Here is a 25,326-nt window from a genome sequence, read left to right on the forward strand (position 1 = left end):
AAGGAGAAAAAGATGGGGAAACCCCATCTCCTTTTGTGCAGAACCCTACTAGGTGCTCGGGTTGCTCCCCAGCATTGCCCTATCCCCCTAGCAGGTAAGAACATATATTTTAGTATAGTCAAAAATATGGTAACAAAATCATTTACACAAAATAATTTACATAACCTAATGTAATGAATAACGGTAATAACCCTAACGGTCAAATTTCGTTTTTTGCTTCTCTTTTGATAATGATATTGAAATACCTCTGCGACTTGCTTACTCATACCGATACTCCTACTATTAATACGAACATTTTATCGAACAGTTATCCACATGTCTAGAATTTTATAGTTTTCTAAACAAACAAAAAAATACAGATGACCCATTCATCTGTATTTTTTATAAAATTAATATGCTTTTGCCCAGTAGACTAAGTGTTTCGCTTCGCCGCCGCAGCAGACACATGTATCAGAAACTGGTTCACCTTCAAAAGGAATGCAACGGGATGTTGCGGATGTTTCATCTTTAATGAAGTTTTCACAAGCTACATCGCCGCACCACATTGCTTTAATAAAGCCTGGATTTTCAACAAGTACTTGTTTGAATTCGTCCATATTGCGTGCAATACTTGTTTTTTCTTCACGGTGTGCCTTTGCTTTTTCAAATAGATTGTTTTGAATATCTTCAAGAAGTTCTACAACCTTCGTTTCGAGTTCAGCCATTGGAACGAAGATTTTTTCACCTGTATCACGGCGAACTAGGACGACTTGACCTTTTTCGATGTCTTTAGGACCCACTTCTAGACGAACTGGGATTCCCTTCATTTCAGATTCATTGAACTTCCAGCCAGGCATTTTGTCGCTTGCATCGATATCGACTCTTGCAACTTTCTTCAATTGATCTCTTAGCTCATATGCTTTATCAAGGACGCCCTCTTTATGCTGTGCAATCGGTACGATCATCACTTGTTTTGGAGCAACTTTTGGCGGTACTACAAGGCCGCGATTGTCACCATGGACCATAATTAACGCACCGATTATTCTTGTAGTAATTCCCCATGAAGTTTGGTGTACAGTTTGAAGTTCACCATTTTTGTCGGTAAATTGGATACCGAATGCTTCGGCAAAGCCGGTTCCTAAATAGTGGGAGGTACCTGATTGCAATGCTTTTCCGTCATGCATTAAGCTTTCAATCGTTAACGTATGAACTGCACCGGCGAATTTTTCCTTATCCGTTTTACGACCGCGAAGTACAGGTATTGCAAGATATTTTTCACATACTTCAGCATACATATCAAGCATTCTTGCCGTTTCTTCCTGGGCATCCTCGCTTGTAGCATGACATGTGTGCCCTTCTTGCCATAAGAACTCTAATGAGCGTAAGAATGGTCTTGTTGTTTTTTCCCAGCGAACGACATTCGCCCATTGATTATATAATTTAGGTAGATCACGATAGGAGTGTATGATATTCGCATAATGTTCACCAAATAGAACTTCCGATGTTGGACGGATAACTAAGCGTTCTGCTAATTCTTCTGAACCCCCATGTGTGACCCAAGCAACTTCAGGTGCAAAACCTTCAATATGATCTTTTTCCTTTTGTAATAGACTTTCAGGAATAAGTAAAGGCATGTAAATATTTTCATGACCTGTTTCTTTAATTTTTCCGTCTAGTATGTCACGGATATTTTCCCAAATGGCAAAACCGTATGGGCGGATAATCATTGACCCTCTTACTGATGAGTAATCAACTAAATCAGCCTTTTTTACAACATCTGTATACCATTGTGCAAAATCATCTTCCATTGCGGTAATCTCTTCAACAAACTTTTTATCCTTTGCCACAATACATCTTCCCTTCTATTTTTTTAAACGCAAAAAGACCTCGATTCCTTAAAAGGGACCGAGGTCTGGTGGTACCACCCTTATTTACAGCATTGCTGTACACTTCATTATTGATAACGGTTCGTGTAAACCGCTTGTATCTTAAGTAAGATCGATACAGAACTCCAAGGCAGGTTCAAATGCTGTCTTTAGAAACTTTTCACCAATTGTTTCCTCTCTAGAAAAGACGGACACACTCTACTAGTCCTTTTCAACGTTTTTTTATATATAATTTTTTAAAAAATATACTAATTTTTTTATCCAATGTCAAGCGACTTTATACTATTTTATCTTTTTATTCTTTTCATTTTGAACATCTAGAACATCTAAAAGGAATACGAAAACTGGGATTCCTAATATTAAGCCCCAGACACCGAAGAAATGCTCCGAAAAGATTAATACAATAAATGTATAAAATACTGGAAGGTTTGTCTTTGAAGACATTAATTTTGGATTTAATACATATGCTTCAACCGCATGAACAATCACTACGATAATCACTACATATAATACTTGAATAAAACCGCCTATACTATATGCTATGAAGCAAAGCGGAATTAGTGAGATAATTACTCCTGCTACCGGTATTAATCCTAGGAAGAAAATCATAATTGCTAAGCCAAACAATTGCGGAAATCCCATAATGGAAAGGGCAATCGTTGTTAATACCGTATTTACAATCGCTATAATAAATTGCGCTTCAATTACCTTACCAAAAGTTAATGCGAATTTTTTGCTAAAAAACTCAATCTCATCATAAAACGGAGATACTTTGCTTGTTTTAAATTTCTTTGTAAAGTCAATGAGTCTCTCTTTTTCCAAAAGGTAAAATATACTTAGTATGAGAGATAAAAATACATCTATGCTCAATTTTCCTATATTAGTGAAATATCCAAGCAGGAACGTAAATCCTTGTTTTAAAAAGTTGGTTATTTCATTTTTTTCTATTATCTTCTCAACAATATAGTTCACCACTACATTATCTTGCGGCTGGGAATAGAATTCAATCAGTTGCTTGATTAGTTGGGTTATTTCATTGATGAGTACCGGTAAATATTTACTAATACCGAGCGATAATAGGCCGACACTGGCAACATATAGGACAACAACCGTTAATTTGCGATTTACATGTAATCGTCTAGAAACAAATACTGATAGACGGTCCATTAAAAACGCAAAAATAAATGTTAGCAGTATTAAATTCATCATACTTCTCAAAAAATATATTATAAGTGCAAGTAAAGCAAATATAATGAAACGCTTTACACTTCTTTTTTGAAAAAAACCGCTAACAAACTCTGCCATCTTATCGCTTTCCTCCCAAGCTCTTGAATTTAAACAACTTACACCTCACATATTACTTTATTTTCTCATACTTTCATACTATATTATCAAAAAAATTTATGTTTTTTTATAATTTTATGTTTCTAATAATTTGTCTCATACTTTTTATCCTTAAATTTTTGTTTTTAATTGTTGGGAAAATTGACGGATAATATAAAAAACTGCCTGCGAGGGCAGCTCTTTATGATAAATTACTTGGCAATACCTCTTGATTATTCCCTTGAAATTTATTCCTTCCTTTATCCTTCTTATGAGTTGTATCTAAACGTTTCTCTAATGCCCGAGAAAGAAGTGATAATGCATAATTAACAACAAAATACATTAGGGCTACCATAATGATAATCGGAATGATTTGATTTCCGCCTTTTGGGCCGCTATAGATACCTTGTGCATTATGAAGAAGTTCCGGTAAAGCAATAATTACTGCTAAGGAGGTATCTTTTAACAATGAAATAAATTGACTAACTAATGGAGGTATCATTCTTTTTAATGCTTGTGGAAGAATGATATGCCACATCGTTTGTACGTAATTTAATCCGGAAGACCTTGATGCCTCAATTTGTCCTTTTTCAATAGAGTTTAAACCGCTTCGGACGATTTCAGATATCATTGCCGATTCGAAAATCGTTAATGCAGCAATAGCTGCTGTCATAACCCCCATTTTAATTCCTACTTCAGGCAGTGCGAAATAAGTAAAAAAGATAATTAATATTAAGGGAAGATTACGTATTGCTTCAACAAGAACAGCGACTATTTTTGAAAAAACAGGTATTTTTGCATATCTAAATATTCCAAGAAGGCTTCCTATAACAAAACTTAAAATAATTGATATAAAAGCAACTTCTAATGTAACTAAAAAACCTTTAAGTAAGTAGCTAATGTTTCCACTGGAGTACGCGCCTACAAAATCCATCATTTATCCCCCCTCTTTTAATAGCTTTTTGCCAATCTTCTTTCTAAATAATTGACAAATAAACTTAACGGGATGGTTAATATTAAATAAAATAATCCAACAAATATATACGTATCAAAAATGGCATAGTTTTTTTGTGCGATATAGTCGCCAAAATACATTAATTCTAAACCTGCTGCTACTCCAAGTATGGATGAATTTTTAACAAGATTTATAAATTGATTACCTATTGGAGGTATGACAATTTTAACTGCTTGAGGCAAAATAATGTACCTCATTGTTTGGATATAATTAAGGCCCGATGAACGTGCCGCTTCCATTTGTCCTTTATCAACAGATTGAATTCCGGCACGGACAGCTTCTGCTATAAAGGCTGCAGTATAAATTGTAAGGGCAATCGTTCCGGCTACAAATCCACTAAAATTAAATATTGAACTCAATCCGTGATAAAAGAAAAATAAAATAACGATTAGTGGAATATTTCTAATAAACTCGACAAAGCATGCACCAAAGAAATTTAGTATTTTAAACGGGGCAATACGCATGATTGCTACAATTACCCCTAATACAAAACTACAAACAAGGCCGATGAGGCTCACTTTAATCGTTTGAAGAAATCCATCCATATACAAATCAAAATAATTAGTTAATACGGAGAAATCAAGCATAATCTCCCTCCCTTTTTAAAACAAGGCTAATATTTTAAGAGGACAAGCCTCAGCCCATCCTCCTAAGAAAAGTTATTCTTTAATCCACTTCTCTTTAATTTTGTCGTATTCTCCACTGTCTTTAAGTTCTTTTAAAAATTTGTTGATATAATCAGTGAATTCTTTATCACCCTTTTTAACAGCAATTCCGTAAGGCTCTTCTGTAAAAGTACCGCCAACTACTTCATAGTTGCTGTCTTGTGCAGCCATACCATAAAGAATAGAGTTGTCAGTTGTAAGGGCATCACCTTTACCGGACTTTAATGCTGTGAATGCTTCTGCATAGTTTTCAAATTCTAACAGTTCAGTATCAGGAGCAACCTTTTTCACGTTCTCTCCGGAAGTAGCACCTTTAACAGCTAAAACTTTTGTTCCTTTTTTCAAATCTTCCACACTTTTAATTGGGCTTCCCTTTTTCACAAGCAATGATTGACCAGCGTCAAAATAAACATCGGAGAAGTTTACCTCTTTTTTGCGTTCCTCTGAAATGGTCATTGTCGCGATGATGGCATCGATGTCGCCATTTTTAAGCTTAGGAATACGAGTTTTAGACGTAATTTCAACTAATTCTATTTTGTTTTCATCACCAAAGATTTTCTTTGCAAGCGCCTTAGCAATATCAATATCGAATCCTGTTACATCACCACTTTTAGGATCTTTGTAACCAAATAAATACGTATCATATTTAACACCAACAACAAATTTCCCACGATCTTTAATCTTTTCTAGTGTGCTTTTACTCGAATCTCCTGACGAAGACTTTCCACAACCTGCCATTAATGCAGCAATTAATGTAAACACTACCCCCAAAAACAACCACTTTTTCATTTTCTTCATTTACTTTTCCCCCTTATATATTTAATGATTTAACACACGTTTTAAAAAGAGCTGAGCTCGTTCAGCTTGTGGATTGGCAAAAAAGTCAGCAGGCTTGCCTTCCTCCACAATTCGCCCTTCATCCATGAAAACGACACGATTGGCCACTTCTTTAGCAAATCCCATTTCATGTGTGACTACAACCATTGTCATCCCCTCTTGTGCTAAGGATTTCATTACTTCAAGCACTTCCCCAATCATTTCCGGATCTAATGCTGAAGTTGGCTCATCGAACAACATTACTTGTGGTTTCATTGCCAATCCTCTAGCAATTGCTACCCTTTGTTGCTGACCACCTGATAATTGAGAAGGATAGGAATTTGCTTTATCAGGGATTCCTACCTTTTCTAAATAATACATAGCTGTTTCTTCAGCCTTTTTCTTATCTTCGCCGAGGACTTTTATAGGGGCTAAAGTGATATTTTGTAAAACAGTCTTATGAGGATATAGATTAAAATGTTGAAATACCATCCCTATATTTCGGCGTAATTTATTTATATCGGTTTGCTTGTCATTTACTTTAATCCCACTTACGATGAGCTCGCCGTCTGAAATTGTTTCCAGTCGGTTAATGCAGCGTAGCATCGTGCTTTTCCCTGATCCAGATGGACCAATGACAACCACTACTTCACCTTGATTGACTTCAAGATTAATATCTTTTAAAACATGAAATGACCCATAATGCTTATTAACATTTCGAAATGTTATCAATCGAACCCCCCCAATAAATTAAGAAATAGGGAACCTTCTTCTCCCTAAACTATGTTAGTTTCATCTATTTTATACAATCTTCTAAATCCCCATAATAATCTAATATTAGACTTAATTCTCTAAAATCCCTTCTTTATGGTAAAAAATTTTTTCTATTATTTTTAAATAGCTTTACTTACGACAATTTTGATCCGATTAACGATTTAATAGTTTTGTAATCTTCTATACTACTTTTTATGTTATAACTATATATACAGCAGAAAGGGGTTGTATTATGCAAAAAATTAGGCGAGCTATTGTCATACTTATGATGAGCGTTATTTTTATTCCAATGACAATAAAAGCCCAAGCAGAAACAAGTCAAGAAAGCTTGCATAATGTTAAAAAACAAATGCAACAAAATAAGAAAGCCGTCCAAGAAAAGGAAAAGGAAAAAGAAGCCTTAGGCACGGAACTGACTACTTTACAGCAACAATGGCAATCATTACAATCAGAGATTACTACAAATAAAAAAGAGTTAAGTAGTTTAGAAGGTAAAATAAAGGAAACAAATGAAGAGATTGAAAAGAAAAAAGAGGAAATAGTGAAATTGGAAGATCAAGTACTGGCAAGAGAGGATGTTATTAAAAAACGACTCGTTGCTTTACAGGAAAATGATCGTACGAATATCATTATTGATACATTATTAAATTCTGAAAGTATCGGTGACTTTCTTGATCGAGTAAGCGCCGTAGCCGTTTTATTAAAGGCTGATAATCAAATATTGGAACAACAACAAGATGATCTCGATCAAATTGAAAAAGATAAAAAAGAAATTGCCAAAAAAGAAGCGGATTTAAAAAAGGATCAGGAAGCATTAGCTTCTGCTCAGATAAAACTAGAAAATAGTTTACAAGAAAAACAGGATTCTATAACAAATCTTCAATCTAAGTATGCTTCAATTGAAAAAGATATAAAACAATCTAAGAAAAATAATGAGTCGCTTCAATCACAGATAACTACTATTCAAAACACGATTAAAAAAGAGCAGGAAGCAGCTAAGAAAAGAGTAGTGAGTATTACTAAACAAACAAGTTCAAGTTCAAGTTCGAGTACACCTACTCCCCAAAGAAGAAATAATGACAAGCCCAAAAAAGGGAAAGAGCTATACGTAACAGCAACTGCTTATAGCCATGAAGATACGAAAGGAAATATTACTGCATCAGGTTATAACATTAAGGAAAATCCTAATATGAAATTAATTGCAGTCGATCCTTCAGTTATTCCTCTTGGCAAAAAAGTTTGGGTTGAAGGTTATGGTGTTGCGATCGCGGGCGATACGGGAAGTGCCATCATTGGACATAGAATTGATGTACTCAAACCCTCTAGCAAAGAAGCCAAAGCTTGGGGACGGAAAACCGTAAAAATCATTATCTTAAATTAATACTAAAAGAAAGAGCGTTTCCCTTATAGTGGGACCGCTCTTTCTTTATTATTCTTCTATTTTTCTTAAGCGAATTAATTGATAAATATGTAAAACAACAACTTTTAACACAGCGTATGTTGGAATAATCAAAATCATTCCTAATACCCCTGCAAGATTTCCCCCTACTAAAATAAGCAATATAATCGTTAGTGGATGGACATTCAACGTTTTTCCCATTACTTGCGGTGAAACGAGATTGCTTTCAATTTGTTGGGCAACAAACATTACTATAATAACGTAAACCGCCATAATCGGATTTTGGAAGAAAGCGACAATAACTGCTGGTGTTGCCGCAATAAATGGACCGAGAAACGGGATAACATTCGTCGCCATTCCAAATAATGCAAGAATCAACGCATAATCCAATCCAATAATTAAATAGCCAATTAATAAGAGAATCCCTACAACAGAGCTCACAATTAATTGTCCTTGAATATAACCGCCCAATGCCTTATCCATATCGTGTAAAACAGAACGAATTTCCTTTTCTTTCGACTTTGGAAAAAAGCGAGTCACATTCGGCACGAATTTATCACGATCACTTAACATATAGAACAAAATGAACGGAACAATGACGAGTGAGAAAAGGAAACCGAATACGTTACTTAGAACCTTTGCGACAACTGCACCCGTTGATAAAGCGTTCGTTTGTAATTTAGTCGTTACACTGGCAATAATGTCCTTTGCAAATTGAGGAATGTATTCCTGATTTTTTTGCCAATAATTTAATGCGTCCTGCGCTGCCTTTACCATATCTGGTACATTATCTATTAAACGTTTAAATTGATCTTGTAATAATGGACCGACTAATTCAACTACCGTAACAACAATCCCAATTAGCGCAACAAATATGAGCATAATCGCAAGTTTTCTTGGAACTTTCCATCCTTCTAACAGCCTCACAACTGGTCTTGCCAAATAATATAAAATCCCCGAAATGAGAAAAGGAATAAACAAAGTTTGGATAAAAATAACTAGCGGGGTAAATACAAAACTAACTTGATTTAATAGCCAAATGATAACCAGAACGATAATCATCCCAATTCCAATATTCAAAAACTTCTTTTTTATTTTAAACACCCCTATTACCTGCTTTTCTACTATAATAATCAATTTCCCTCTCATATAAAAGAAATATTTCACTATAAATAAAAAAAGCAAAAAACCACAGGTAGTTTCCCTGTGGTTAACGAATGGAGTATGAAGAAATGATCGCCGGAATTATTTCTTTTCGCTTGGATCGTCTTCCATAATTCCTCTCATACCCTTTTTAAATTCTCTTAATGTTTCACCAGCAGCTTTTCCTAGCTTTGGCAATTTAGATGGTCCGAAAATTAACAGAGCAACAACAACAATTAACAGAATTTCTCCGAATCCTAAGTTACCCATTATTTCATCTCCTAAATGTAATTAATCATTCATAATTACAATCACAATAAGTTCTAGGGCTATTTTAATCCTAAATACTTTAATTTTCAAGCAACAAAAAATGGACGTATGGTGAACATTGCTTTCTCCATGTTGTTTTGAATAGAAAAAATAGTAAAAAGCTAAGAAATTCTTTTTACAGGGATAACATTTTTAGCCTATTGGTTTGGAATTGCTCCAAAAGGAAACGAGACGGTCGTTTCACAAATTGCTGCACAAACATTTGGGCGTAATTTCCTTTATTATTTCGTCCAAGGGACAACTGCCTTAATTTTAGTTCTCGCAGCGAATACAGGATTTTCAGCATTTCCGATGTTAGCTTATAGTTTAGCAAAAGATAAATACATGCCCCGCATGTTCTCAATAAGAGGAGATCGTTTAGGTTATTCAAACGGGATCATTTTCTTAAGTATTGCTTCGATTATTCTTATTATTGCTTTTAAAGGGAAAACAGAGCATTTAATTCCTTTATATGCGGTAGGTGTATTCATTCCTTTTACACTTTCCCAAACAGGAATGATCTTGAAATGGATAAGACAAAAGCCTGAGGGATGGGTGATTAAGTTAATTACGAATTTAGTCGGTGCGCTAATTTCATTTCTCGTATTAACGATTCTTTTTGTAACAAAGTTTCATCATGTGTGGGCTGTCGTGATTTTCTTACCAATTGTTGTCTTCATCTTTCATAAAATTAAACGTCATTATGAAGCAGTTGGTGAGCAATTACGTGTATCCCAACCAATTGCCCAAGATATTGAAGGAAACGTGTTTATTGTTCCTATCGCTGGAGTCACAACTGTTGTTGAACGATCCATTAATTATGCAAAATCGTTGACAGATCAAGTAATTGCCGTTTATGTTGCTTTTGATAAAGAAGATGAGAAGAAAATGGAGAAAAAATGGGAAGAGCTAAACAATGGGGTTCGATTAGTGACATTATATTCATCCTATCGAAGCATCATCTATCCATTAAATAAGTTTTTAGAAACTGTTCAGGCTAAAGCTATTAAAAATCATTATATGGTTACAGTCCTTGTTCCTCAATTTATACCGAAAAAAAGATGGCACAATATTTTACACAATCAATCAGCATTATTAATTCGCGCGAGACTTTTATGGAGAAAAGATATTGTCGTTGCTACACTTCCGTATAAATTTAAGAAATAAGCGATTACCAAATTTCTCTATTGCAAAATCGTAAAATTATTTTATAATAGTAAATTGTATAACTTAATAATTAAAAATCCTCATCAAACCGATGGGGTAGAGGTCGCGGCTATTAAGAGTAGGACGGACGAGAAACAAAAGATTTCGATGACTCCGCTTGAAAGGAATAGCTGCCGAAGCTGATACTTCTCTTTTGGATTTATCGGCTGGGGCTGTCTCCAAATAGGAACAGAACTGTCACGTTTATTGATTCCAACTAAACGTGTTGAGCTATCTTCGGAAGGTATGATGCGGGGTGTTACAATGTCGTCAAACCTTTTTTGACGGCATTTTTATTTTCCCCACTCCTTCCAATATTTTTTAAGGGAGTGTAACAACCACATGCAAACATCAATAGAAAACAGCACACAACAGCTTAAACGCAAATTAAAATCCCGACATTTATCAATGATCTCCCTTGGCGGTACAATTGGGACCGGTCTATTTTTGGCCAGCGGCGGTGCCATTCACACAGCTGGTCCTGGTGGAGTTATTGTATCCTACTTATTAATTGGTATTATGGTTTACTTTTTAATGACTAGCCTTGCAGAGATGGCTGCCTTTATGCCTGTTTCCGGAACGTTTAGTACGTATGCTTCAAAATTTGTCGATCCATCACTTGGATTTGCTCTTGGCTGGAACTACTGGTATAACTGGGCGATTACAATCGCCGCGGAATTATCTGCTGTCACGATTATCATGAAGTTTTGGTTTCCTCATACACCATCACTTATTTGGAGCAGTATTTGTTTAGTAATTATGTTTCTATTAAATTATCTATCTGTTAAAGGTTTTGGAGAAGCCGAATTTTGGTTTTCCCTTATTAAAGTCATTACGGTCATCGTATTTATTATTACAGGATTTTTGATGATATTTGGAATTATGGGCGGCGAACCAGTTGGTTTTAAAAACTTTACGATTGGTGATGCACCATTCCATGGTGGATTTATGTCTACGCTTGGGATATTTATGGCTGCGGGGTTTTCCTTCCAAGGGACTGAGCTTCTTGGCGTTGCAGCCGGAGAAAGTGACGATCCTGAAAAAAATATTCCAAAAGCCGTTCGTCAAGTATTCTGGCGTATCCTATTGTTTTATGTGTTAGCCATTTTAGTCATTGGTTTACTTATTCCGTATACAGATAAGAACTTAGCAACCGATGATGTCGCAATGAGTCCATTTACAATTATTTTTGATAAAGCGGGAATTGCCTTTGCGGCTTCTGTCATGAATGCCATTATTTTAACAGCTGTATTATCGGCCGGAAATTCAGGAATGTATGCATCGACCCGGATGCTTTGGGATTTAGCTCGTGACGGAAAAGCACCGAAGTTTTTAGCAAAATTAAATAAGAATGGTGTACCTGCGAATGCATTAATTGTCACAGCTTTAGTTGGAACTTTAGCGTTCTTAGCATCCTTCTTTGGTGATGGAGTCGTCTATGTTTGGTTATTAAATGCATCGGGGATGTCCGGCTTTATTGCATGGCTCGGCATTGCCATTAGTCATTACAGATTCCGTAAAGCATATGTAGCTCAAGGAAAGGACTTAAATGATTTACCATATAAATCTAAGTTGTTTCCATTTGGTCCTATTTTCGCCTTCGTTCTCTGCGCGTTTGTCATCCTTGGTCAAAACTATTCTGCCTTTTTAGGAGATAAAATTGATTGGACAAGTGTTTTAGTATCGTATATTGGATTACCACTATTTATTATTGTATGGTTGAGCTACAAATTTATTAAAAAAACAAGAATCGTTCCACTTGAACAGTGTGATTTCAGTACTGAAAAATATATTAATTAAATCAGACCGTCTTTAGACGGTCTTTCTTATTTCAAGTATAAAAAGAGATATGACATCAAAATATAAGGAAAAGGAGTGATGACCTAATGGCGGAAAAACATATACGATTAACTAGCGCCGAAATCGGTAGCCTTTGGTCTACTTACATGAACAGTACAATGACTCGCTGTCTTCTTATTTATTTTCTGCATCATATAAAAGACCAAGAGATGAAAGATATGCTTCAAAATACATTAGATTCCACTAATTTACGGATAAAGAGACTCAACTCTATCTTTTCTCAAGAAAAACTACCTGTTCCAAACGGGTTTACCGATAAGGATATTGACTTAACCGCTCCACCCCTTTTCTACGATCCTTTCGCTTTAAGCTTTTTATATAATTTGGCGAGAATGGATATGATTTTTTATTCGTTTGCACTTGTGAATTTATCAAGAAAAGACATGATTGCATTCTTTACTGATTCCCTCCAGGGGGCCTCTAAACTGTACGGGGATTCAACAGCTTTATTGTTGTCGAAAGGGCTTTATGACAGACCGCCGAATATTCCATACCCGACAGAAGTAAATTATATTGAAACTTCATCATACATAAGCGGGTTACTGTATAAAGACAGACCGTTAAACGTAAATGAACTAACGGAAATTTTCTACAATATTGAACGAAATTACTTTTCAATAGTGCTATGTACAGGGCTATTACAGGTAGTTAAGGATAAAGAAATTAAAAACTATATTAAAAAAGGCAAGGATATCTCATTAAAACAAATCGATTATTTTAATGAATTATTAAAGGCTGAAGATCTTCTCGGAATTGTATCGGTTAACATGGAAGTGACCGATTCTAAGATTTCCCCTTTTTCAAATAAGCTAATTATGAATTTGTTTAATGTATTAAATGCTATTGATATTACTTTAATTGGCCATGCATTATCCGGTTCATTACGAACCGATTTATCAGGAGAATATAGCAAGCTAATTGGAGAAATTTTATTATATTTGAAAAAAGGATTTAAGCTAGCGGTAGAACGAAAATGGTTGGAAGAACCTCCTTCCGTTCCTAATAGGAAAAAACTTGAAAAGTAAATTAAAAAGAGGGCTCCAAAATTTCATCAGTTGGGGCCCTTCTTTTTTATTAAAATTGAATTTTTTCTTCTAAGAAGCTTTTTAATTCCGAAATTGGCAATCGTGTTTGTTCCATTGTATCGCGATCACGAACGGTTACCATATGGTCTTCCTTCGAGTCAAAATCATAGGTGATACAGAACGGTGTACCAATTTCATCTTGACGACGATAACGTTTACCGATTGAGCCTGTCTCATCGAAATCTACCATGAATTGTTTTGCAAGATCAGCAAAAATTTCGCGCGCTTCATCAGATAGCTTTTTCGATAATGGCAAGATAGCTGCTTTGTATGGTGCAAGAGCCGGATGTAAATGCATCACTGTTCTTGATGTACCATCTTCTAATGCTTCTTCTTCGTAAGAATCGATTAAATAAGCAAGTGTCACCCGATCAGCTCCAAGTGATGGTTCAATACAATAAGGTACAAATCTTTCATTAGTCTCTTGATCTAAATAAGTGAAATCCTCACCTGAGAATTGCATATGTTGTTTTAAGTCATAATCTGTTCTAGATGCAATACCCCATAATTCTCCCCAGCCAAATGGGAATTTATATTCAAAATCAGTCGTTGCATTACTATAGTGTGATAGCTCATCTTCAGAGTGATCACGAAGACGAAGATTTTCTTCTTTTATTCCTAATGAAAGCAACCATTTCTTCGCAAACTCTTTCCAATAATCAAACCACTTTAATTCTTCGCCAGGTTTACAGAAGAATTCTAGCTCCATTTGTTCAAATTCACGTGTTCGGAATGTAAAGTTACCTGGTGTAATTTCATTACGGAAGCTTTTACCAATTTGGGCAATACCAAACGGTAGCTTTTTACGCATCGTACGTTGAACATTTTTAAAGTTTACGAAAATACCTTGTGCTGTTTCAGGACGAAGGAATAGTTCATTCGTACTTGTTTCAGTTACGCCTTGGAAAGTTTTAAACATTAAGTTAAATTGACGAATTCCAGTGAAGTCCTTGCTGCCACATTCAGGACAAGCAATGTCATATTCTTTCATTAGTTCTTCCATTTTTTCAAATGGGAGGCCGTCTACGATAATTTCTTCACCTTTTTCTTCTGCTGCGTTTTCGATTAATTTATCTGCACGGTGTCTTGCTTTACACTTTTTACAATCAATCATTGGGTCGTTGAAGTTTCCAATATGACCTGATGCTTCCCATGTTCTTGGGTTCATTAAAATAGCAGAGTCAAGACCGACATTATATGGGGATTCCTGAACAAACTTTTTCATCCAAGCCTTTTTAATATTGTTTTTCAATTCTGTTCCAAGAGGACCATAATCCCATGTGTTTGCAAGTCCTCCATATATTTCTGAACCTGGAAATACAAATCCGCGATGCTTCGCATGTGAAACGATTTGTTCCATATTTACTGACATAGTCGATTCTCTCCTTTATTATAAAAATCAAAAAGCTCCCATCCTCAGGCAATGATTGCCTGGGGACGAGAGCTGTACTCACGCGGTTCCACCCCAGTTGATGTACAAAACAAGCACATCCACTTTCAAGACACGACTCCAGATTGCCGTTTCACTAAAACATCTTATCAGGCTTACACCATCCCTGATTCGCTTTAGAAGACAATTTTTAGCTACTATAGATCCTTCAACGTCGTCTATGTTTTTTTATGATTATATTACATAAAGGAAGGGAAGAAGTCAATGGACGGTGAATTTAATTAGAGTCCCTTCACTTAACTAACTATAAAAAAGTAATTTAATTTCATTTTTATATAAAAATGAATTGACAAATACCATAGAAAAAAATATAATTAATTTAAATCATTAAGTATATTTTATATAGCGACTTACATTAAGTTATTAAATAAATGGAGGAATGAAAAATGACAATTTCTAAATGGGCAGTTGATACAGCACATAGTAGTATTGATTTTTCTGTAAAACATATGATGGTATCTAAAGTGAAAGGCGCTTTCCAACAATTCAACGCAAGTGTTGAAGCCGATCCAACTGATTTAACAACAGCAACTATTGACTTCAACATCGATGTAGCAAGTATTGATACTCGCAATAGCGATCGTGATAACCATTTGCGTTCAGCAGATTTCTTTGATGTTGAAAACTATCCAACAATGACATTTAAATCAACAAACATTACAAAAACGGATGATGATGAATATAAAGTAACCGGTGATGTTACTCTTCATGGAGTTACACGTTCAGAAACATTCTCTGTTACATTTGAAGGCCTAGCTAAAGATCCGATGAGCGGTGCAGAAAAAGTAGGTTTCAGTGCAACAGGAAAACTAAAACGTAGTGACTATGGCTTAACATGGAATGCGGCTCTAGAAACTGGCGGTGTTTTAGTTGGTGATGAAATAAAAGTGGCGATTGAAATCGAAGCTGCTAAAGAAGCGTAATAAAAAGGTGTCTTCGGGCACCTTTTTTATATTTTACAAAATAGTGACATAATAGGTATTTTCTTGACGTCCTTATTCATCTTATGTAAAACTATCTCTAATTACAAAACCAATATTTTATAAAGGTGTGCAAATATGTCGAAAACAAATACGAACAAATCCAGTAGTTCATTTTTTGGGATTGTAGTCATCATTGCAGTTGCTTTGCTTGCATTAATTATATTTTTAAGTAAATCTTCGGACAAACCTGAAAAAAGCGAAGCATTTAATTTTGATTACAGCAACCAACCTTTCGAAGGTGATGAAAAAGCTCCCGTCGAAATTGTTGAATTCGGTGACTATAAATGTCCGGTATGTAAACAATTTAATGAAAGTGTTTACCCGGTTATTCAAAAGGAATTTGTTGATACAGGAAAAGCTAAATTTTACTTTATGAACTTTCCTTTTATTAATACGGATTCCCATCGCTCCGCGGAGTTTGCAGAAACGGTCTACAAAGTACTAGGCAATGAAACATTTTGGAAGTTCCATCATCTTCTTTACAGCAAACAACCAAAAGATGAGAAGTACGAAAAAGTGGATTACTTTAAACTAGACTTCCTTAAAAAGACATTAGCGGAGATTTCAAGTGACAAAGACGTTAAAAAAGTTGAAGAAGCCTTTAATAATAAGGTGTACAAAGATGCTATAAACAAAGACAAATCCTATGTGACTGAGTTAGGGATTAATTCAACGCCAACCCTATTTATTAATGGTAAGGAATTTACCGGAAAAAGCTATGAAGAATTTATTCAACAAGTACAGGATGCGGCTAAATAAACAATTCGTTTAAAACAGGTTAGTATAAACTAACCTGTTTTTTATAATTTCTGGAAAAAACGTGAATACTAATTTAGTTCTTATATTTTTCATAGAGGAAACATTTTTAGTTAAACTTTAAAACGATTGATGGGAACAACTATCTTGCTCTAGACCCACCAATACTAGGTTTGTTATGATTACAAGGGTGTTTTAGACTTTCTTCGATTGGAGTGATATATATTGGGGACAAGAGAGTCGATTGCGAAAAAAATTGCTTGGATCAGTGTTTGGAGTAATATTTTATTAACGATTGGAAAGATGGTTATCGGATGGTTTGCTCACAGTGATGCAGTATTCGCTGACGGGATTCACTCTGCAGCGGATGTTTTTGCCTCCGTTATCGTCTTATTAGTCATAAAAATTGCCAATAAACCGGCCGATAAAGAGCACCCCTATGGCCACGGAAAGGCAGAAGTAATCGTTTCAGGAATTGTTGGTATCTTATTATTTTTAGTTGCTATTTATATCGTTTACGAAGGCATTGCCGGTTTCTTCCACCCTATTGAAACACCGAATATGTTAGCTATGTGGGTTGCAATTTTTTCCTTTATTTTCAAGGATTTTTTATATCGATCTTCCATGAAAGTTGCTAAAGCAAATAATAGTAAAGCGATTGAAGCCATTGCTTTAGATCATAAAGCAGATATTGTCGCTTCTTTTGCAGCAGCGGCCGGAGTAATATTATCGATTCTCGGAGATAAACTCGGACTTGACATTTTATTATACGGAGATAAAGTAGCTAGTATTTTTGTTGCCATTTTAATATTTAAAATTTCTAAAGAAATGCTCAGCGAAGCATTTAACATTCTTCTTGAACGTAATATTGATGTTGAAACACTTCAAGATTTTGTCTCCATCATTTCAGAGTTTCATGACGTAAGGAGGATAGATAAAATTCGTGCGAGAGATCATGGGCATTACATACTCGTTGATTTAAGAATCTCCATTGATCATGATAAAACGATAAAAGAAGGCCACGATCTTTCCCATGAAATCAAACATTCACTAATGAGTAAATATGATAATATTCAGGAAGTACTTATTCATTTGAATCCTTACTATTCTCAAGAAGAGAAACAAGACTAAATTTAGTCTTGTTTTTATTTTTGTAAAATTTATGTAAAGAAAAAGGAGATTTTCTTATATACATGGAATGAAAACATTATTAAAGAAAGTAGGTGAGCGAATGTCCAGTAATTCTGTTAAACAATTAGGTAATCATAAGGAACAAGGTTTTTCAGCTTGGAAGCTATTTTTTTCACTACCCATTCTGTCATGGGCCTTATATGACTTTGCGAATACGATTTTTTCCTCTAACATCAATACGATTTTCTTTCCTTTATTTTTAGAACATACAGTTGGCGGAAATCCCGTCACAAATCAAATTGCTAGCACATTTATTTCGTATGCCAATGCCGTGGCCAGCTTCTTCTTAGTCATCTTTTCACCGCTTTTTGGAACAACGATTGACCGGACAGGAAAAAAGAAAATTTGGATTTTCTGGTTTACATTAATTACAGTTTTAGGCACTCTCTCCATGGGAATTTTCGCATATTTCCAAGTACCCGGAAAATGGTTTAACCTTCCTATTTCGCTTGTTCTCGTCATCATTTCATTTGTTATTGCTAAATTCTTTTACCACTCCAGTCTTGTTTTTTATGATACGATGATTTCCGATTTAGCTCATAAATCATATATACCTTTAATCTCCGGATTTGGTGTAGCTGTTGGATATGTTGGAACATTACTTGGATTATGTGTATACCCACTTGTCGGGGATAATAAATACTATATTGCTTTTCTAGCTACCGGAATTTTGTTCTTGATTTTCGCCCTTCCCTTTTTCTTTTTTACTAAGGAGAAAAGAAAAGTTCAAACAAGGGTGGCGGGGAGTTTTTCATCTGGATATAAGGATATCTTAGCAACCTTTAAAGAAATGAAAAAATATCGGGCTGTTTTTACGTTCATGATTTCATATTTTTTCCTAAATGATGCGATCGCAACCGCTATTGCCATGATGGCTATTTATACGAAGGCAGTGGTCGGCTTTACGACCGGGGAATTTATTTTGCTTTACTTAGTTTCAACGGTTTCCAGTATAATCGGTTCTTTTATCTTTGGATATATCACTAAAGCAAAAGGTGCAAAGCAGGCGGTATTATATGTTGGCCTCTTAATGTGTCTTGCCTTGCTTGTCGGCAGCATTGCAACTGCTAAATCAATGTTCTGGATTGCAGGAAGTATGTTCGGGATTAGCCTCGGCGCCATGTGGGTGACATCAAGAACGTATATAGTTGAGCTAAGTCCCGAAAATAAACGAGGACAATTCTTCGGATTATTTGCCTTTTCCGGAAAAGTCTCTTCTATTATCGGTCCTCTATTATATGGATCGATTACTTGGGCCTTTGCAAGTTACGGAAATATAGCTAGCCGTCTAGCTATGGGATCACTTATTATCATGACACTCATCGGAATATTGGTCCTTTTGAAGGTGAAAAGTTCGAGAAATGAAGCGAATGGTTGACCACTTGGGAATTTCAAGTGGTCTTTTTTGTGCGATTTAATTCTAGATGTTACCTGCCCATTCCTTTTTCAATATGACAATTGTCATCTTACGATCATGACATCCTCTACTACTACTCACTCGCCAATCTTAATAAACTAAGATTATAAGTTATGGAGGTGTCGCGAATAATGAATGAAATTGTGAGCGTTAAAAATGTGTCAAAGTCTTTTCATCATAAACATGCGGTTAAGGATGTTTCTTTTTCAATAAATAGGGGTGAGGTTGTAGCGATTCTTGGACCAAATGGTGCAGGAAAAACTACGACTATCTCAATGATGCTAGGATTATTAAAACCGACAGCTGGCGAAGTCCGGTTATTCAATCAGCATCCGAATGAAATAAAGGTACGTGAACAGCTCGGAATCATGCTACAAGAGGTAAGTGTGATGAATGGTTTAAAGGTGCGAGAATTACTGGAATTAATCCGACAATACTATCCAAACCCTTTGTCCATGGAAGAATTAATATCGTTTACAGGTTTAACCGACAACGATTTAAAAACTCTTGCTGAAAAACTATCCGGTGGGCAAAAACGAAGACTTAGCTTTGCGTTAGCTCTTGCGGGAAATCCTGAGTTAGTCATCTTAGATGAACCGACAGTGGGAATGGATATTACTTCCCGCAATCGATTTTGGAAAACGGTACAACTTTTAGCTGATAGTGGGAAAACGATTATTTTTACCACACATTACCTTCAAGAAGCAGATGATGTGGCACAAAGAATTATTTTATTTAATAAAGGGAGCGTTATTGCGGATGGAACACCTTCAGAAATAAAAGCAAGTTTAACTAAGCAATTTGTATCGTTTCAGACAAACTCCGGTTCGATGGCTAAACTTTATGAGCATTCAATCATTACACATATATTCGAAAAAAATGACAGAGTCTTCCTACAAACAGAGGATACAGATGCGGTATTAGCTTTAATTTTTAAAGAAAATATTGATGCCTATAATATTCAGATTGAACGTGGAAAATTGGAAGAAGCATTTGAACAATTGACTACTGAACATAAGGAGGTTATTTAATTGAAATTAATACGGTTACAATGTAAAGCTGAAATACTACGAGTATTACGAAATCCTTATTTCGTGTTCTGGTCCCTTCTCATGCCGATCGTTTTCTATTTTATTTTTACAAAAGTCGTTAATACAGGTGCTGGTGATCAAAGTGCATGGCATGCCCATTATTTAATGTCGATGACCACATTTAGCGTGATGGGCTCCTCCATCATGACGCTCGGTATTCGCATCGTTCAAGAAAGAGCCCACGGATGGTCAACTTTTATGAGATTGACTCCCCTGCCCGATTCGGTCTACTTTTTAGGTCAAATGATTGGTCAAACGGTGATTCATGTTCTTTCAATCATCGTTATCTTCGTAGCCGGTGCACTTATTAATGGGATTGCCTTATCTGCCTCTGAATGGTTACTGAGTGGACTTTGGATATTAATTGGTTCCATTCCGTTTCTTGCACTAGGTACAATTATCGGTGCGATGCGAAAAGTAGAAACAGCTGCAGGTGTGAGTAATGTCCTATATATGATCTTAGCAATTTCAGGCGGGATGTGGATGCCTATAGAAGTCATGCCGAAAATCATGCAATCCATCGGAAAATGGCTTCCATCCTACAATTTTGGGAATGGCGCATGGGAAATCGTTCGAGGTAATTTACCAAATTGGAAAAATATTATTATTTTACTCTGTTATTTAATAATTTTCATGCTACTATCAAAATATATAAGACGTAAACAAGAAGCGGTGTGATGATGAGTGATCGGCTTTCTTAAAAATAAGAAATTTCACGTGTTCCCTAAACGTTATGGATTTTTTCCCTATATATTTTTAGTGTATTTAGCTCTTCCTGTTCCCTATTTGGTTAATTCGTCAGGTATAAAGAAAATCATTGGTTTTGCTTTACTATGCCTATTTCTAATTACTTACCGCCAATTATACGCCACCTCCAGAAAAGTAGTTGTCTTTACCTATTGGCTAGTTTTACAAATGGGAATCGTTTTTTGCTTTAGTTTATTCTACGATCCCAATATATTATTTATGGGCTTCTTTCCTGCTAATTTTATCGGCTGGTATTGTGATAAGAAAAAGTTCAATCTCATGTTAATTTGCTTTGCGCTCATGGAGTTAGTCCCTGCACTTTATCATGGCCTCTTTGTTTCATCTAGCTCTCTACACTTTTTGCCATTTTTAGCCATCATGATTTTAACACCCTTTGGGATTCGTTCAATGAATCAACGAATGGAACTTGAAAAGCAACTAGATCTAGCCAATGAAACAATTAAAGAGTTAGTAAAAAGAGAGGAACGGACACGGATTGCACGGGATTTACATGATACTCTTGGTCATACACTTTCTCTCATTACGTTAAAAAGTCAGCTCGTTGAAAGATTAACCAAAATCGACCCGGAAAGAGCACAGATCGAGGCGAAGGAAATTGAAAGAACATCAAGATCTGCCTTAAAGCAAGTTCGTGAACTCGTTTCGAATATGCGGGCCATTACTATTGCAGAAGAACTCATACATGTTCAAGAAATTTTGGAAGCGGCAGGAGTTGCTTATCATCACCAAGGGATAAATGACGTGTCTGATATTCCTCCCCTTTCACAAAATATTCTCAGCATGTGCTTACGTGAAGCGGTTACAAATGTTGTAAAACATAGTAAAGCAAAAAACTGTTCTATTACTATTTTAACTTCTACTGAAAGCCTACATCTCGTCGTAAAAGATGATGGTATCGGCTTGAAAAATAAAGGATTAGACGGGAATGGTTTGAAAGGGATGGAGGAACGACTCTCACTTATTGATGGCGTACTCACACTTTCAACTCAAAAAGGCACACATTTAGAAATGAAAATACCTATCATTCAAAAAATAAAGAAAGAAGGTGCCGCCATATGATACGGATTTTTATCGCCGAGGATCAACGGATGTTGCTTGGGGCACTTGGATCATTACTAAATCTTGAGGAGGATATGGAAGTTGTTGGTCAAGCAACAAATGGAGAGGAAGCACTTGCTTCAATACTCAAGCTCGATCCCGATGTTTGTCTAATGGATATTGAAATGCCTGTAAAAAATGGATTAGATGTCGCTTCAGCCCTCAAAAAGTTAAATATTGCATCCAAAATTATTATTCTTACTACCTTTGCACGACCTGGATATTTCGAACGCGCGGTGAAAATCGGGGTAGATGGATACTTATTAAAAGACGGTTCGATCGAAGATTTATCTGATGCGATACACAAAGTCATGTCCGGCAAACGTGTGTTTAGTCAAGAATTAATGTTTGATATTATTAGGGAAGAAAATCCGTTGACCCCTCGTGAACAAGAAATTTTAAGACTCGTAGCTTCAGGTAAAACAACGAAAGAAATAACAGCCATCCTATTTCTTTCATCAGGGACCGTAAGAAACTATGTTTCTGAAATTATTCAAAAACTAGATGCAAAAAATCGTATGGAAGCAATAAGCATCGCACAAAATAAAGGATGGATATAGAGAGGAAATTTTCAAACAAGATTGCATACACTTAGCCAAAGTGTATGGGATGCCCCATCATTATTTGGTTTGTAAACACTTGTAACAGAATTTTGATGTTCAATTGCTTTAATCCGGCCTTTTGGGTATTTCGGGATTGATGGTTCTTGCTCAAGTTCCTGCATGTGGCGCTTTCGGGCACTTTGAGATTGATGGTTCTTGTTCAAGTTCTCGCATCCGACTCTTTCGGGCACTTCGCGATTGATGGGTCTTGTTCAAGTTCCCGCATCCGACTCTTTCGGGCACTTTGTGGCAAGACCTTTCTCTCATCTTCCAGCAACCCTCCCTTTAGAGAATTTCGTGACCAATGCTCCATGCTCATCTTCCCGAATCGGAGTCTTTCGGGCATTTGATAAATGTTATTTCTCACCAAGTGCCCGTATGCCCCTTCTAGGATTGCCTCTGAATTTCGTTGGATCGGCCACTTAAAATTTCATCGTTGTATAGCAATATATATGTCAACTTGTGAATGGCCCGGGTCCGAACAACGCTCATCATAAAGTTCAAAGTCGCCACTATACGTACGCCTCACCCCTGTTGTTTCAAACCACTTCCAAATATCCAACCACGCCATCTGGACGATATCTGTAATTTTCCCTACCTTAGTAGTAAACACAGCATAGTGAGAAGCTGGGACTGTTTTCACCACCAGCCCATCAGGAATTTTTTCTCCATGTTTGACCATTGCTCCAATCGAAAAATCATAATCCCCTGTAACATCGCTCTCGTAGTCTGAGTATAGTGCAATCGTTTCTTTTGAGTCCAATTGGTTTGGAATTTTACCGGAAACTCCCTGATCATAATATTTGCTCCACATCATTGGAATTTTTCCATTGGGCTTAGACTCATTTGCATTGTTTGTGCGTGTGCTTATTCCAGTAAAAGTAAATCCGTCTAATGTTTTGAATATTGGCTGCATCAGTTCTTCTTCATCTCTCCAGCGTTTTAAAAATGGCATCGTTTTTTGTAGAATAGATAACGCCTCTTCTTTTTCCATACCATCCTCCACCATGTATGGAACACAAATTTCAATCATTTCCGCCACGGTTAAATTCGGTTGTTTAAACGCACCTCCTTCATAGCAATAAATACAATAATCATCATTCTTACTACCTGAACTCTCTGTCCCGAAAAGAGAACTCTCCTTAATCGGCATTCCACAGCTTTGGCAAAAAACTTGATTCATTTCCCTTACCTCCTTTTTTCCTTATTATAAAAAACCGAACATGACATCTATCTGTCATGTTTGATTTTTTATTTTACGAATTTGAAGGAAATTTTTATTTATAAAGTGAATAGTTACTTTTAGGAGGGATTGTATGCACGAAGTAAAAGTAAGAGATATGATGAAAAATATTAATTTAGAATATTACTGGCCGAATTTTAAATCCGTTGCCTATTGTCTGTATAACAGTGAAACCGTCTATCTTTATAACCACCCGAACTATCCGTCTGATAATATTTTTCCATGGAATGAACTGTTTAGTGCTGACTCGCTAATATTATATGAAGATTTTCCTACCGCAATTGTTAACATTGATCGTTACAACGATAGTGAAACGATCTATTCACTAATCGTTCATGAATTGTTTCATGGATATCAATACTTATATAACGAGTCGAGATTTCCAAACGAATTGCTCGGTGTTCAGTATCCTATACTTCTAGAAAATATTGAGTTAAGAAATAAGGAAAGAAGATTACTCTATCAAGCTTTATTAGAGTCAAACGCAGAAGCTAGAAATCAATTATTGAATGCATTTATTTTTATGAGGGAAAAAAGAAAAGAAATAATTGGAGAATATGCTCAGTACGAATTTCTTATAGAAAGTGTGGAAGGTCCTGCATGGTATGTAGAATCAAAAGCATTACAAAAAGCTAGTATTCTTCCATTTGATGAAATATTGAAAACATATAGTTCGAAATTTTTGGATGAATATAGATCAAATTTACAAATTCGTGTAAGTTGTTATGGCTCCGGTATGTTTCTTTGCCTTTTACTTGATCAGCTTACCGAGGAATGGAAAGAGGCGTTTACCCAATCGACGAAGACCTTATATGAATTTTTTAAGGAGTATATTGTCATTCAACCTCCCTATCCATTGGAGCTTTCACCTAATGAAAAATCAATGATTATTTATAATTATGTAAAAGGTGAAAAAGAAAAGGTCATTGAATCCTTTATTAATACTATAGGCTTCCATCTTTTTATAGAAGGAAATATGACGGTTACTGCTTTTGACCCAATGAATATTGTATCCTCCAATAATCATTTACTGCATCAAAATTTTATCAAGTTAAAAATAACTGGGAAAGACTACTATATTACACAACCTGTCCTTACGAGGTTTACCGAAAAGATTCAAACAATTAATCATCTTCATCTCATTTTAGAAAAGGAACCTACTATCTTAAACAATCATATTGAGATTGATGGAATTGGAAAAATTGAAGGCTCTTATGAGGAAGATACACATGTATTAAAGGTGTCAGAAAAAGGATAATCCTCTGTG

Annotated in this window: 23 protein-coding genes, 1 pseudogene, 1 riboswitch and 1 other annotated feature; of the genes and pseudogenes, 13 read left to right on the top strand and 11 right to left on the bottom strand. The window is 35.7% G+C overall.

Features of this window, described 5'->3' with window-relative positions:
• Positions 1-389 precede the first annotated feature (389 nt).
• The 6 genes from proS to B5V89_RS12715 all read right to left on the bottom strand — a co-directional run bounded on the left by proS (position 390) and on the right by B5V89_RS12715 (position 6,416).
• Entirely contained in the window at positions 390-1,787 is a 1,398-nt protein-coding gene (gene proS, locus B5V89_RS12690; protein WP_213087603.1) for a proline--tRNA ligase, read from the bottom strand.
• A gap of 89 nt (positions 1,788-1,876) precedes the next feature.
• Positions 1,877-2,089 (bottom strand) — a binding site (T-box leader).
• A 58-nt stretch (positions 2,090-2,147) separates the two neighbouring features.
• Complete coding sequence (locus B5V89_RS12695) at positions 2,148-3,170, bottom strand: AI-2E family transporter (RefSeq protein WP_066231115.1); 1,023 nt, start codon at positions 3,168-3,170, stop codon at positions 2,148-2,150.
• Positions 3,171-3,390: 220 nt separating this feature from the next.
• On the bottom strand, positions 3,391-4,122 hold the full coding sequence (locus tag B5V89_RS12700) for an amino acid ABC transporter permease (protein WP_084347608.1): 732 nt from the start codon (positions 4,120-4,122) through the stop codon (positions 3,391-3,393).
• Positions 4,123-4,139: 17 nt separating this feature from the next.
• Positions 4,140-4,790 carry an amino acid ABC transporter permease gene (locus B5V89_RS12705; RefSeq protein ID WP_066231112.1) on the bottom strand — a complete coding sequence of 217 codons (651 nt, stop codon included), beginning with the start codon at positions 4,788-4,790 and terminating at the stop codon, positions 4,140-4,142.
• Positions 4,791-4,862: 72 nt separating this feature from the next.
• Positions 4,863-5,666: a transporter substrate-binding domain-containing protein gene (locus tag B5V89_RS12710; RefSeq protein ID WP_066231107.1), complete on the bottom strand. Its 804-nt coding sequence runs from the start codon at positions 5,664-5,666 to the stop codon at positions 4,863-4,865.
• Between the two features lie 21 nt (positions 5,667-5,687).
• Positions 5,688-6,416 (bottom strand): amino acid ABC transporter ATP-binding protein, encoded by a 729-nt coding sequence (locus tag B5V89_RS12715; RefSeq protein WP_066231104.1) that lies wholly within the window; start codon positions 6,414-6,416, stop codon positions 5,688-5,690.
• A gap of 274 nt (positions 6,417-6,690) precedes the next feature.
• Here B5V89_RS12715 and B5V89_RS12720 point away from each other — a divergent pair, with 274 nt between their 5' ends.
• Positions 6,691-7,839, top strand: coding sequence for a 3D domain-containing protein (locus B5V89_RS12720; RefSeq protein WP_244913492.1), 1,149 nt, complete (start codon positions 6,691-6,693; stop codon positions 7,837-7,839).
• A 48-nt stretch (positions 7,840-7,887) separates the two neighbouring features.
• On the opposite strand, the gene B5V89_RS12725 is transcribed toward B5V89_RS12720, so the two are convergent.
• Entirely contained in the window at positions 7,888-8,961 is a 1,074-nt protein-coding gene (locus B5V89_RS12725; protein ID WP_235598306.1) for an AI-2E family transporter, read from the bottom strand.
• A gap of 141 nt (positions 8,962-9,102) precedes the next feature.
• On the bottom strand, positions 9,103-9,270 hold the full coding sequence (locus B5V89_RS12730; protein ID WP_181294311.1) for a twin-arginine translocase TatA/TatE family subunit: 168 nt from the start codon (positions 9,268-9,270) through the stop codon (positions 9,103-9,105).
• A gap of 168 nt (positions 9,271-9,438) precedes the next feature.
• On the opposite strand from B5V89_RS12730, the pseudogene B5V89_RS12735 reads away from it, so the two are divergent.
• From B5V89_RS12735 to B5V89_RS12745, 3 genes and pseudogenes are all read left to right on the top strand, one after another.
• Positions 9,439-10,476, top strand: a pseudogene (locus B5V89_RS12735) (amino acid permease); the annotation flags it as partial.
• A gap of 89 nt (positions 10,477-10,565) precedes the next feature.
• Positions 10,566-10,757: riboswitch (Lysine riboswitch) on the top strand.
• A 100-nt stretch (positions 10,758-10,857) separates the two neighbouring features.
• Complete coding sequence (locus B5V89_RS12740; protein ID WP_108072312.1) at positions 10,858-12,315, top strand: amino acid permease; 1,458 nt, start codon at positions 10,858-10,860, stop codon at positions 12,313-12,315.
• 86 nt (positions 12,316-12,401) lie between these two features.
• On the top strand, positions 12,402-13,400 hold the full coding sequence (locus B5V89_RS12745) for a DUF3231 family protein (protein WP_066225886.1): 999 nt from the start codon (positions 12,402-12,404) through the stop codon (positions 13,398-13,400).
• A 49-nt stretch (positions 13,401-13,449) separates the two neighbouring features.
• Here the strand turns inward: B5V89_RS12745 and B5V89_RS12750 are convergent, their stop codons facing one another.
• The gene (locus B5V89_RS12750; protein WP_108072314.1) at positions 13,450-14,832 is read right to left on the bottom strand and encodes a glycine--tRNA ligase; all 1,383 of its coding nucleotides are present in this window, start codon (positions 14,830-14,832) and stop codon (positions 13,450-13,452) included.
• A gap of 464 nt (positions 14,833-15,296) precedes the next feature.
• On the opposite strand from B5V89_RS12750, the gene B5V89_RS12755 reads away from it, so the two are divergent.
• From B5V89_RS12755 to B5V89_RS12790, 8 genes are all read left to right on the top strand, one after another.
• Entirely contained in the window at positions 15,297-15,833 is a 537-nt protein-coding gene (locus B5V89_RS12755) for a YceI family protein (protein WP_108072316.1), read from the top strand.
• Between the two features lie 135 nt (positions 15,834-15,968).
• Positions 15,969-16,652, top strand: a complete 684-nt coding sequence (locus B5V89_RS12760) for a DsbA family protein (RefSeq protein WP_108072318.1) — start codon at positions 15,969-15,971, stop codon at positions 16,650-16,652.
• 219 nt (positions 16,653-16,871) lie between these two features.
• A complete protein-coding gene (locus B5V89_RS12765; protein WP_181294670.1) occupies positions 16,872-17,780 on the top strand; it encodes a cation diffusion facilitator family transporter in 909 nt (302 codons plus the stop codon).
• A gap of 100 nt (positions 17,781-17,880) precedes the next feature.
• Complete coding sequence (locus B5V89_RS12770; protein WP_244913493.1) at positions 17,881-19,218, top strand: MFS transporter; 1,338 nt, start codon at positions 17,881-17,883, stop codon at positions 19,216-19,218.
• A gap of 170 nt (positions 19,219-19,388) precedes the next feature.
• Positions 19,389-20,288 (top strand): ABC transporter ATP-binding protein, encoded by a 900-nt coding sequence (locus B5V89_RS12775; RefSeq protein WP_108072323.1) that lies wholly within the window; start codon positions 19,389-19,391, stop codon positions 20,286-20,288.
• A complete protein-coding gene (locus B5V89_RS12780; protein ID WP_108072325.1) occupies positions 20,289-21,026 on the top strand; it encodes an ABC transporter permease in 738 nt (245 codons plus the stop codon). It abuts the gene before it with no gap.
• A gap of 6 nt (positions 21,027-21,032) precedes the next feature.
• Positions 21,033-22,175 (top strand): sensor histidine kinase, encoded by a 1,143-nt coding sequence (locus tag B5V89_RS12785; protein WP_108072327.1) that lies wholly within the window; start codon positions 21,033-21,035, stop codon positions 22,173-22,175.
• Positions 22,172-22,774 carry a response regulator transcription factor gene (locus tag B5V89_RS12790; protein ID WP_108072329.1) on the top strand — a complete coding sequence of 201 codons (603 nt, stop codon included), beginning with the start codon at positions 22,172-22,174 and terminating at the stop codon, positions 22,772-22,774. The genes B5V89_RS12785 and B5V89_RS12790 overlap by 4 nt, the downstream gene beginning before the upstream one ends.
• A gap of 11 nt (positions 22,775-22,785) precedes the next feature.
• On the opposite strand, the gene B5V89_RS12795 is transcribed toward B5V89_RS12790, so the two are convergent.
• Positions 22,786-22,980: a hypothetical protein gene (locus B5V89_RS12795; protein WP_108072331.1), complete on the bottom strand. Its 195-nt coding sequence runs from the start codon at positions 22,978-22,980 to the stop codon at positions 22,786-22,788.
• Positions 22,981-23,246: 266 nt separating this feature from the next.
• On the bottom strand, positions 23,247-23,999 hold the full coding sequence (locus tag B5V89_RS12805; protein ID WP_108072334.1) for an effector binding domain-containing protein: 753 nt from the start codon (positions 23,997-23,999) through the stop codon (positions 23,247-23,249).
• Between the two features lie 133 nt (positions 24,000-24,132).
• Here B5V89_RS12805 and B5V89_RS12810 point away from each other — a divergent pair, with 133 nt between their 5' ends.
• On the top strand, positions 24,133-25,317 hold the full coding sequence (locus B5V89_RS12810; RefSeq protein WP_108072335.1) for a hypothetical protein: 1,185 nt from the start codon (positions 24,133-24,135) through the stop codon (positions 25,315-25,317).
• Positions 25,318-25,326 lie beyond the last annotated feature (9 nt).

It is taken from the genome of Heyndrickxia sporothermodurans (assembly GCF_003055045.1).
In the GTDB taxonomy this organism is placed as follows: Bacteria; Bacillota; Bacilli; order Bacillales; family Bacillaceae_C; genus Heyndrickxia; species Heyndrickxia sporothermodurans.

What these genes read in the sequence shown, in the direction of transcription:
- proS (WP_213087603.1), bottom strand. Translation starts at nt 1,787, where the DNA reads ATGGAAGATGATTTTGCACAATGGTATACAGATGTTGTAAAAAAGGCT.
- B5V89_RS12695 (WP_066231115.1), bottom strand. Translation starts at nt 3,170, where the DNA reads ATGGCAGAGTTTGTTAGCGGTTTTTTTCAAAAAAGAAGTGTAAAGCGT.
- B5V89_RS12700 (WP_084347608.1), bottom strand. Translation starts at nt 4,122, where the DNA reads ATGGATTTTGTAGGCGCGTACTCCAGTGGAAACATTAGCTACTTACTT.
- B5V89_RS12705 (WP_066231112.1), bottom strand. Translation starts at nt 4,790, where the DNA reads ATGCTTGATTTCTCCGTATTAACTAATTATTTTGATTTGTATATGGAT.
- B5V89_RS12710 (WP_066231107.1), bottom strand. Translation starts at nt 5,666, where the DNA reads ATGAAGAAAATGAAAAAGTGGTTGTTTTTGGGGGTAGTGTTTACATTA.
- B5V89_RS12720 (WP_244913492.1), top strand. Translation starts at nt 6,691, where the DNA reads ATGCAAAAAATTAGGCGAGCTATTGTCATACTTATGATGAGCGTTATT.
- B5V89_RS12730 (WP_181294311.1), bottom strand. Translation starts at nt 9,270, where the DNA reads ATGGGTAACTTAGGATTCGGAGAAATTCTGTTAATTGTTGTTGTTGCT.
- B5V89_RS12740 (WP_108072312.1), top strand. Translation starts at nt 10,858, where the DNA reads ATGCAAACATCAATAGAAAACAGCACACAACAGCTTAAACGCAAATTA.
- B5V89_RS12745 (WP_066225886.1), top strand. Translation starts at nt 12,402, where the DNA reads ATGGCGGAAAAACATATACGATTAACTAGCGCCGAAATCGGTAGCCTT.
- B5V89_RS12750 (WP_108072314.1), bottom strand. Translation starts at nt 14,832, where the DNA reads ATGTCAGTAAATATGGAACAAATCGTTTCACATGCGAAGCATCGCGGA.
- B5V89_RS12755 (WP_108072316.1), top strand. Translation starts at nt 15,297, where the DNA reads ATGACAATTTCTAAATGGGCAGTTGATACAGCACATAGTAGTATTGAT.
- B5V89_RS12760 (WP_108072318.1), top strand. Translation starts at nt 15,969, where the DNA reads ATGTCGAAAACAAATACGAACAAATCCAGTAGTTCATTTTTTGGGATT.
- B5V89_RS12770 (WP_244913493.1), top strand. Translation starts at nt 17,881, where the DNA reads ATGTCCAGTAATTCTGTTAAACAATTAGGTAATCATAAGGAACAAGGT.
- B5V89_RS12775 (WP_108072323.1), top strand. Translation starts at nt 19,389, where the DNA reads ATGAATGAAATTGTGAGCGTTAAAAATGTGTCAAAGTCTTTTCATCAT.
- B5V89_RS12790 (WP_108072329.1), top strand. Translation starts at nt 22,172, where the DNA reads ATGATACGGATTTTTATCGCCGAGGATCAACGGATGTTGCTTGGGGCA.
- B5V89_RS12805 (WP_108072334.1), bottom strand. Translation starts at nt 23,999, where the DNA reads ATGAATCAAGTTTTTTGCCAAAGCTGTGGAATGCCGATTAAGGAGAGT.
- B5V89_RS12810 (WP_108072335.1), top strand. Translation starts at nt 24,133, where the DNA reads ATGCACGAAGTAAAAGTAAGAGATATGATGAAAAATATTAATTTAGAA.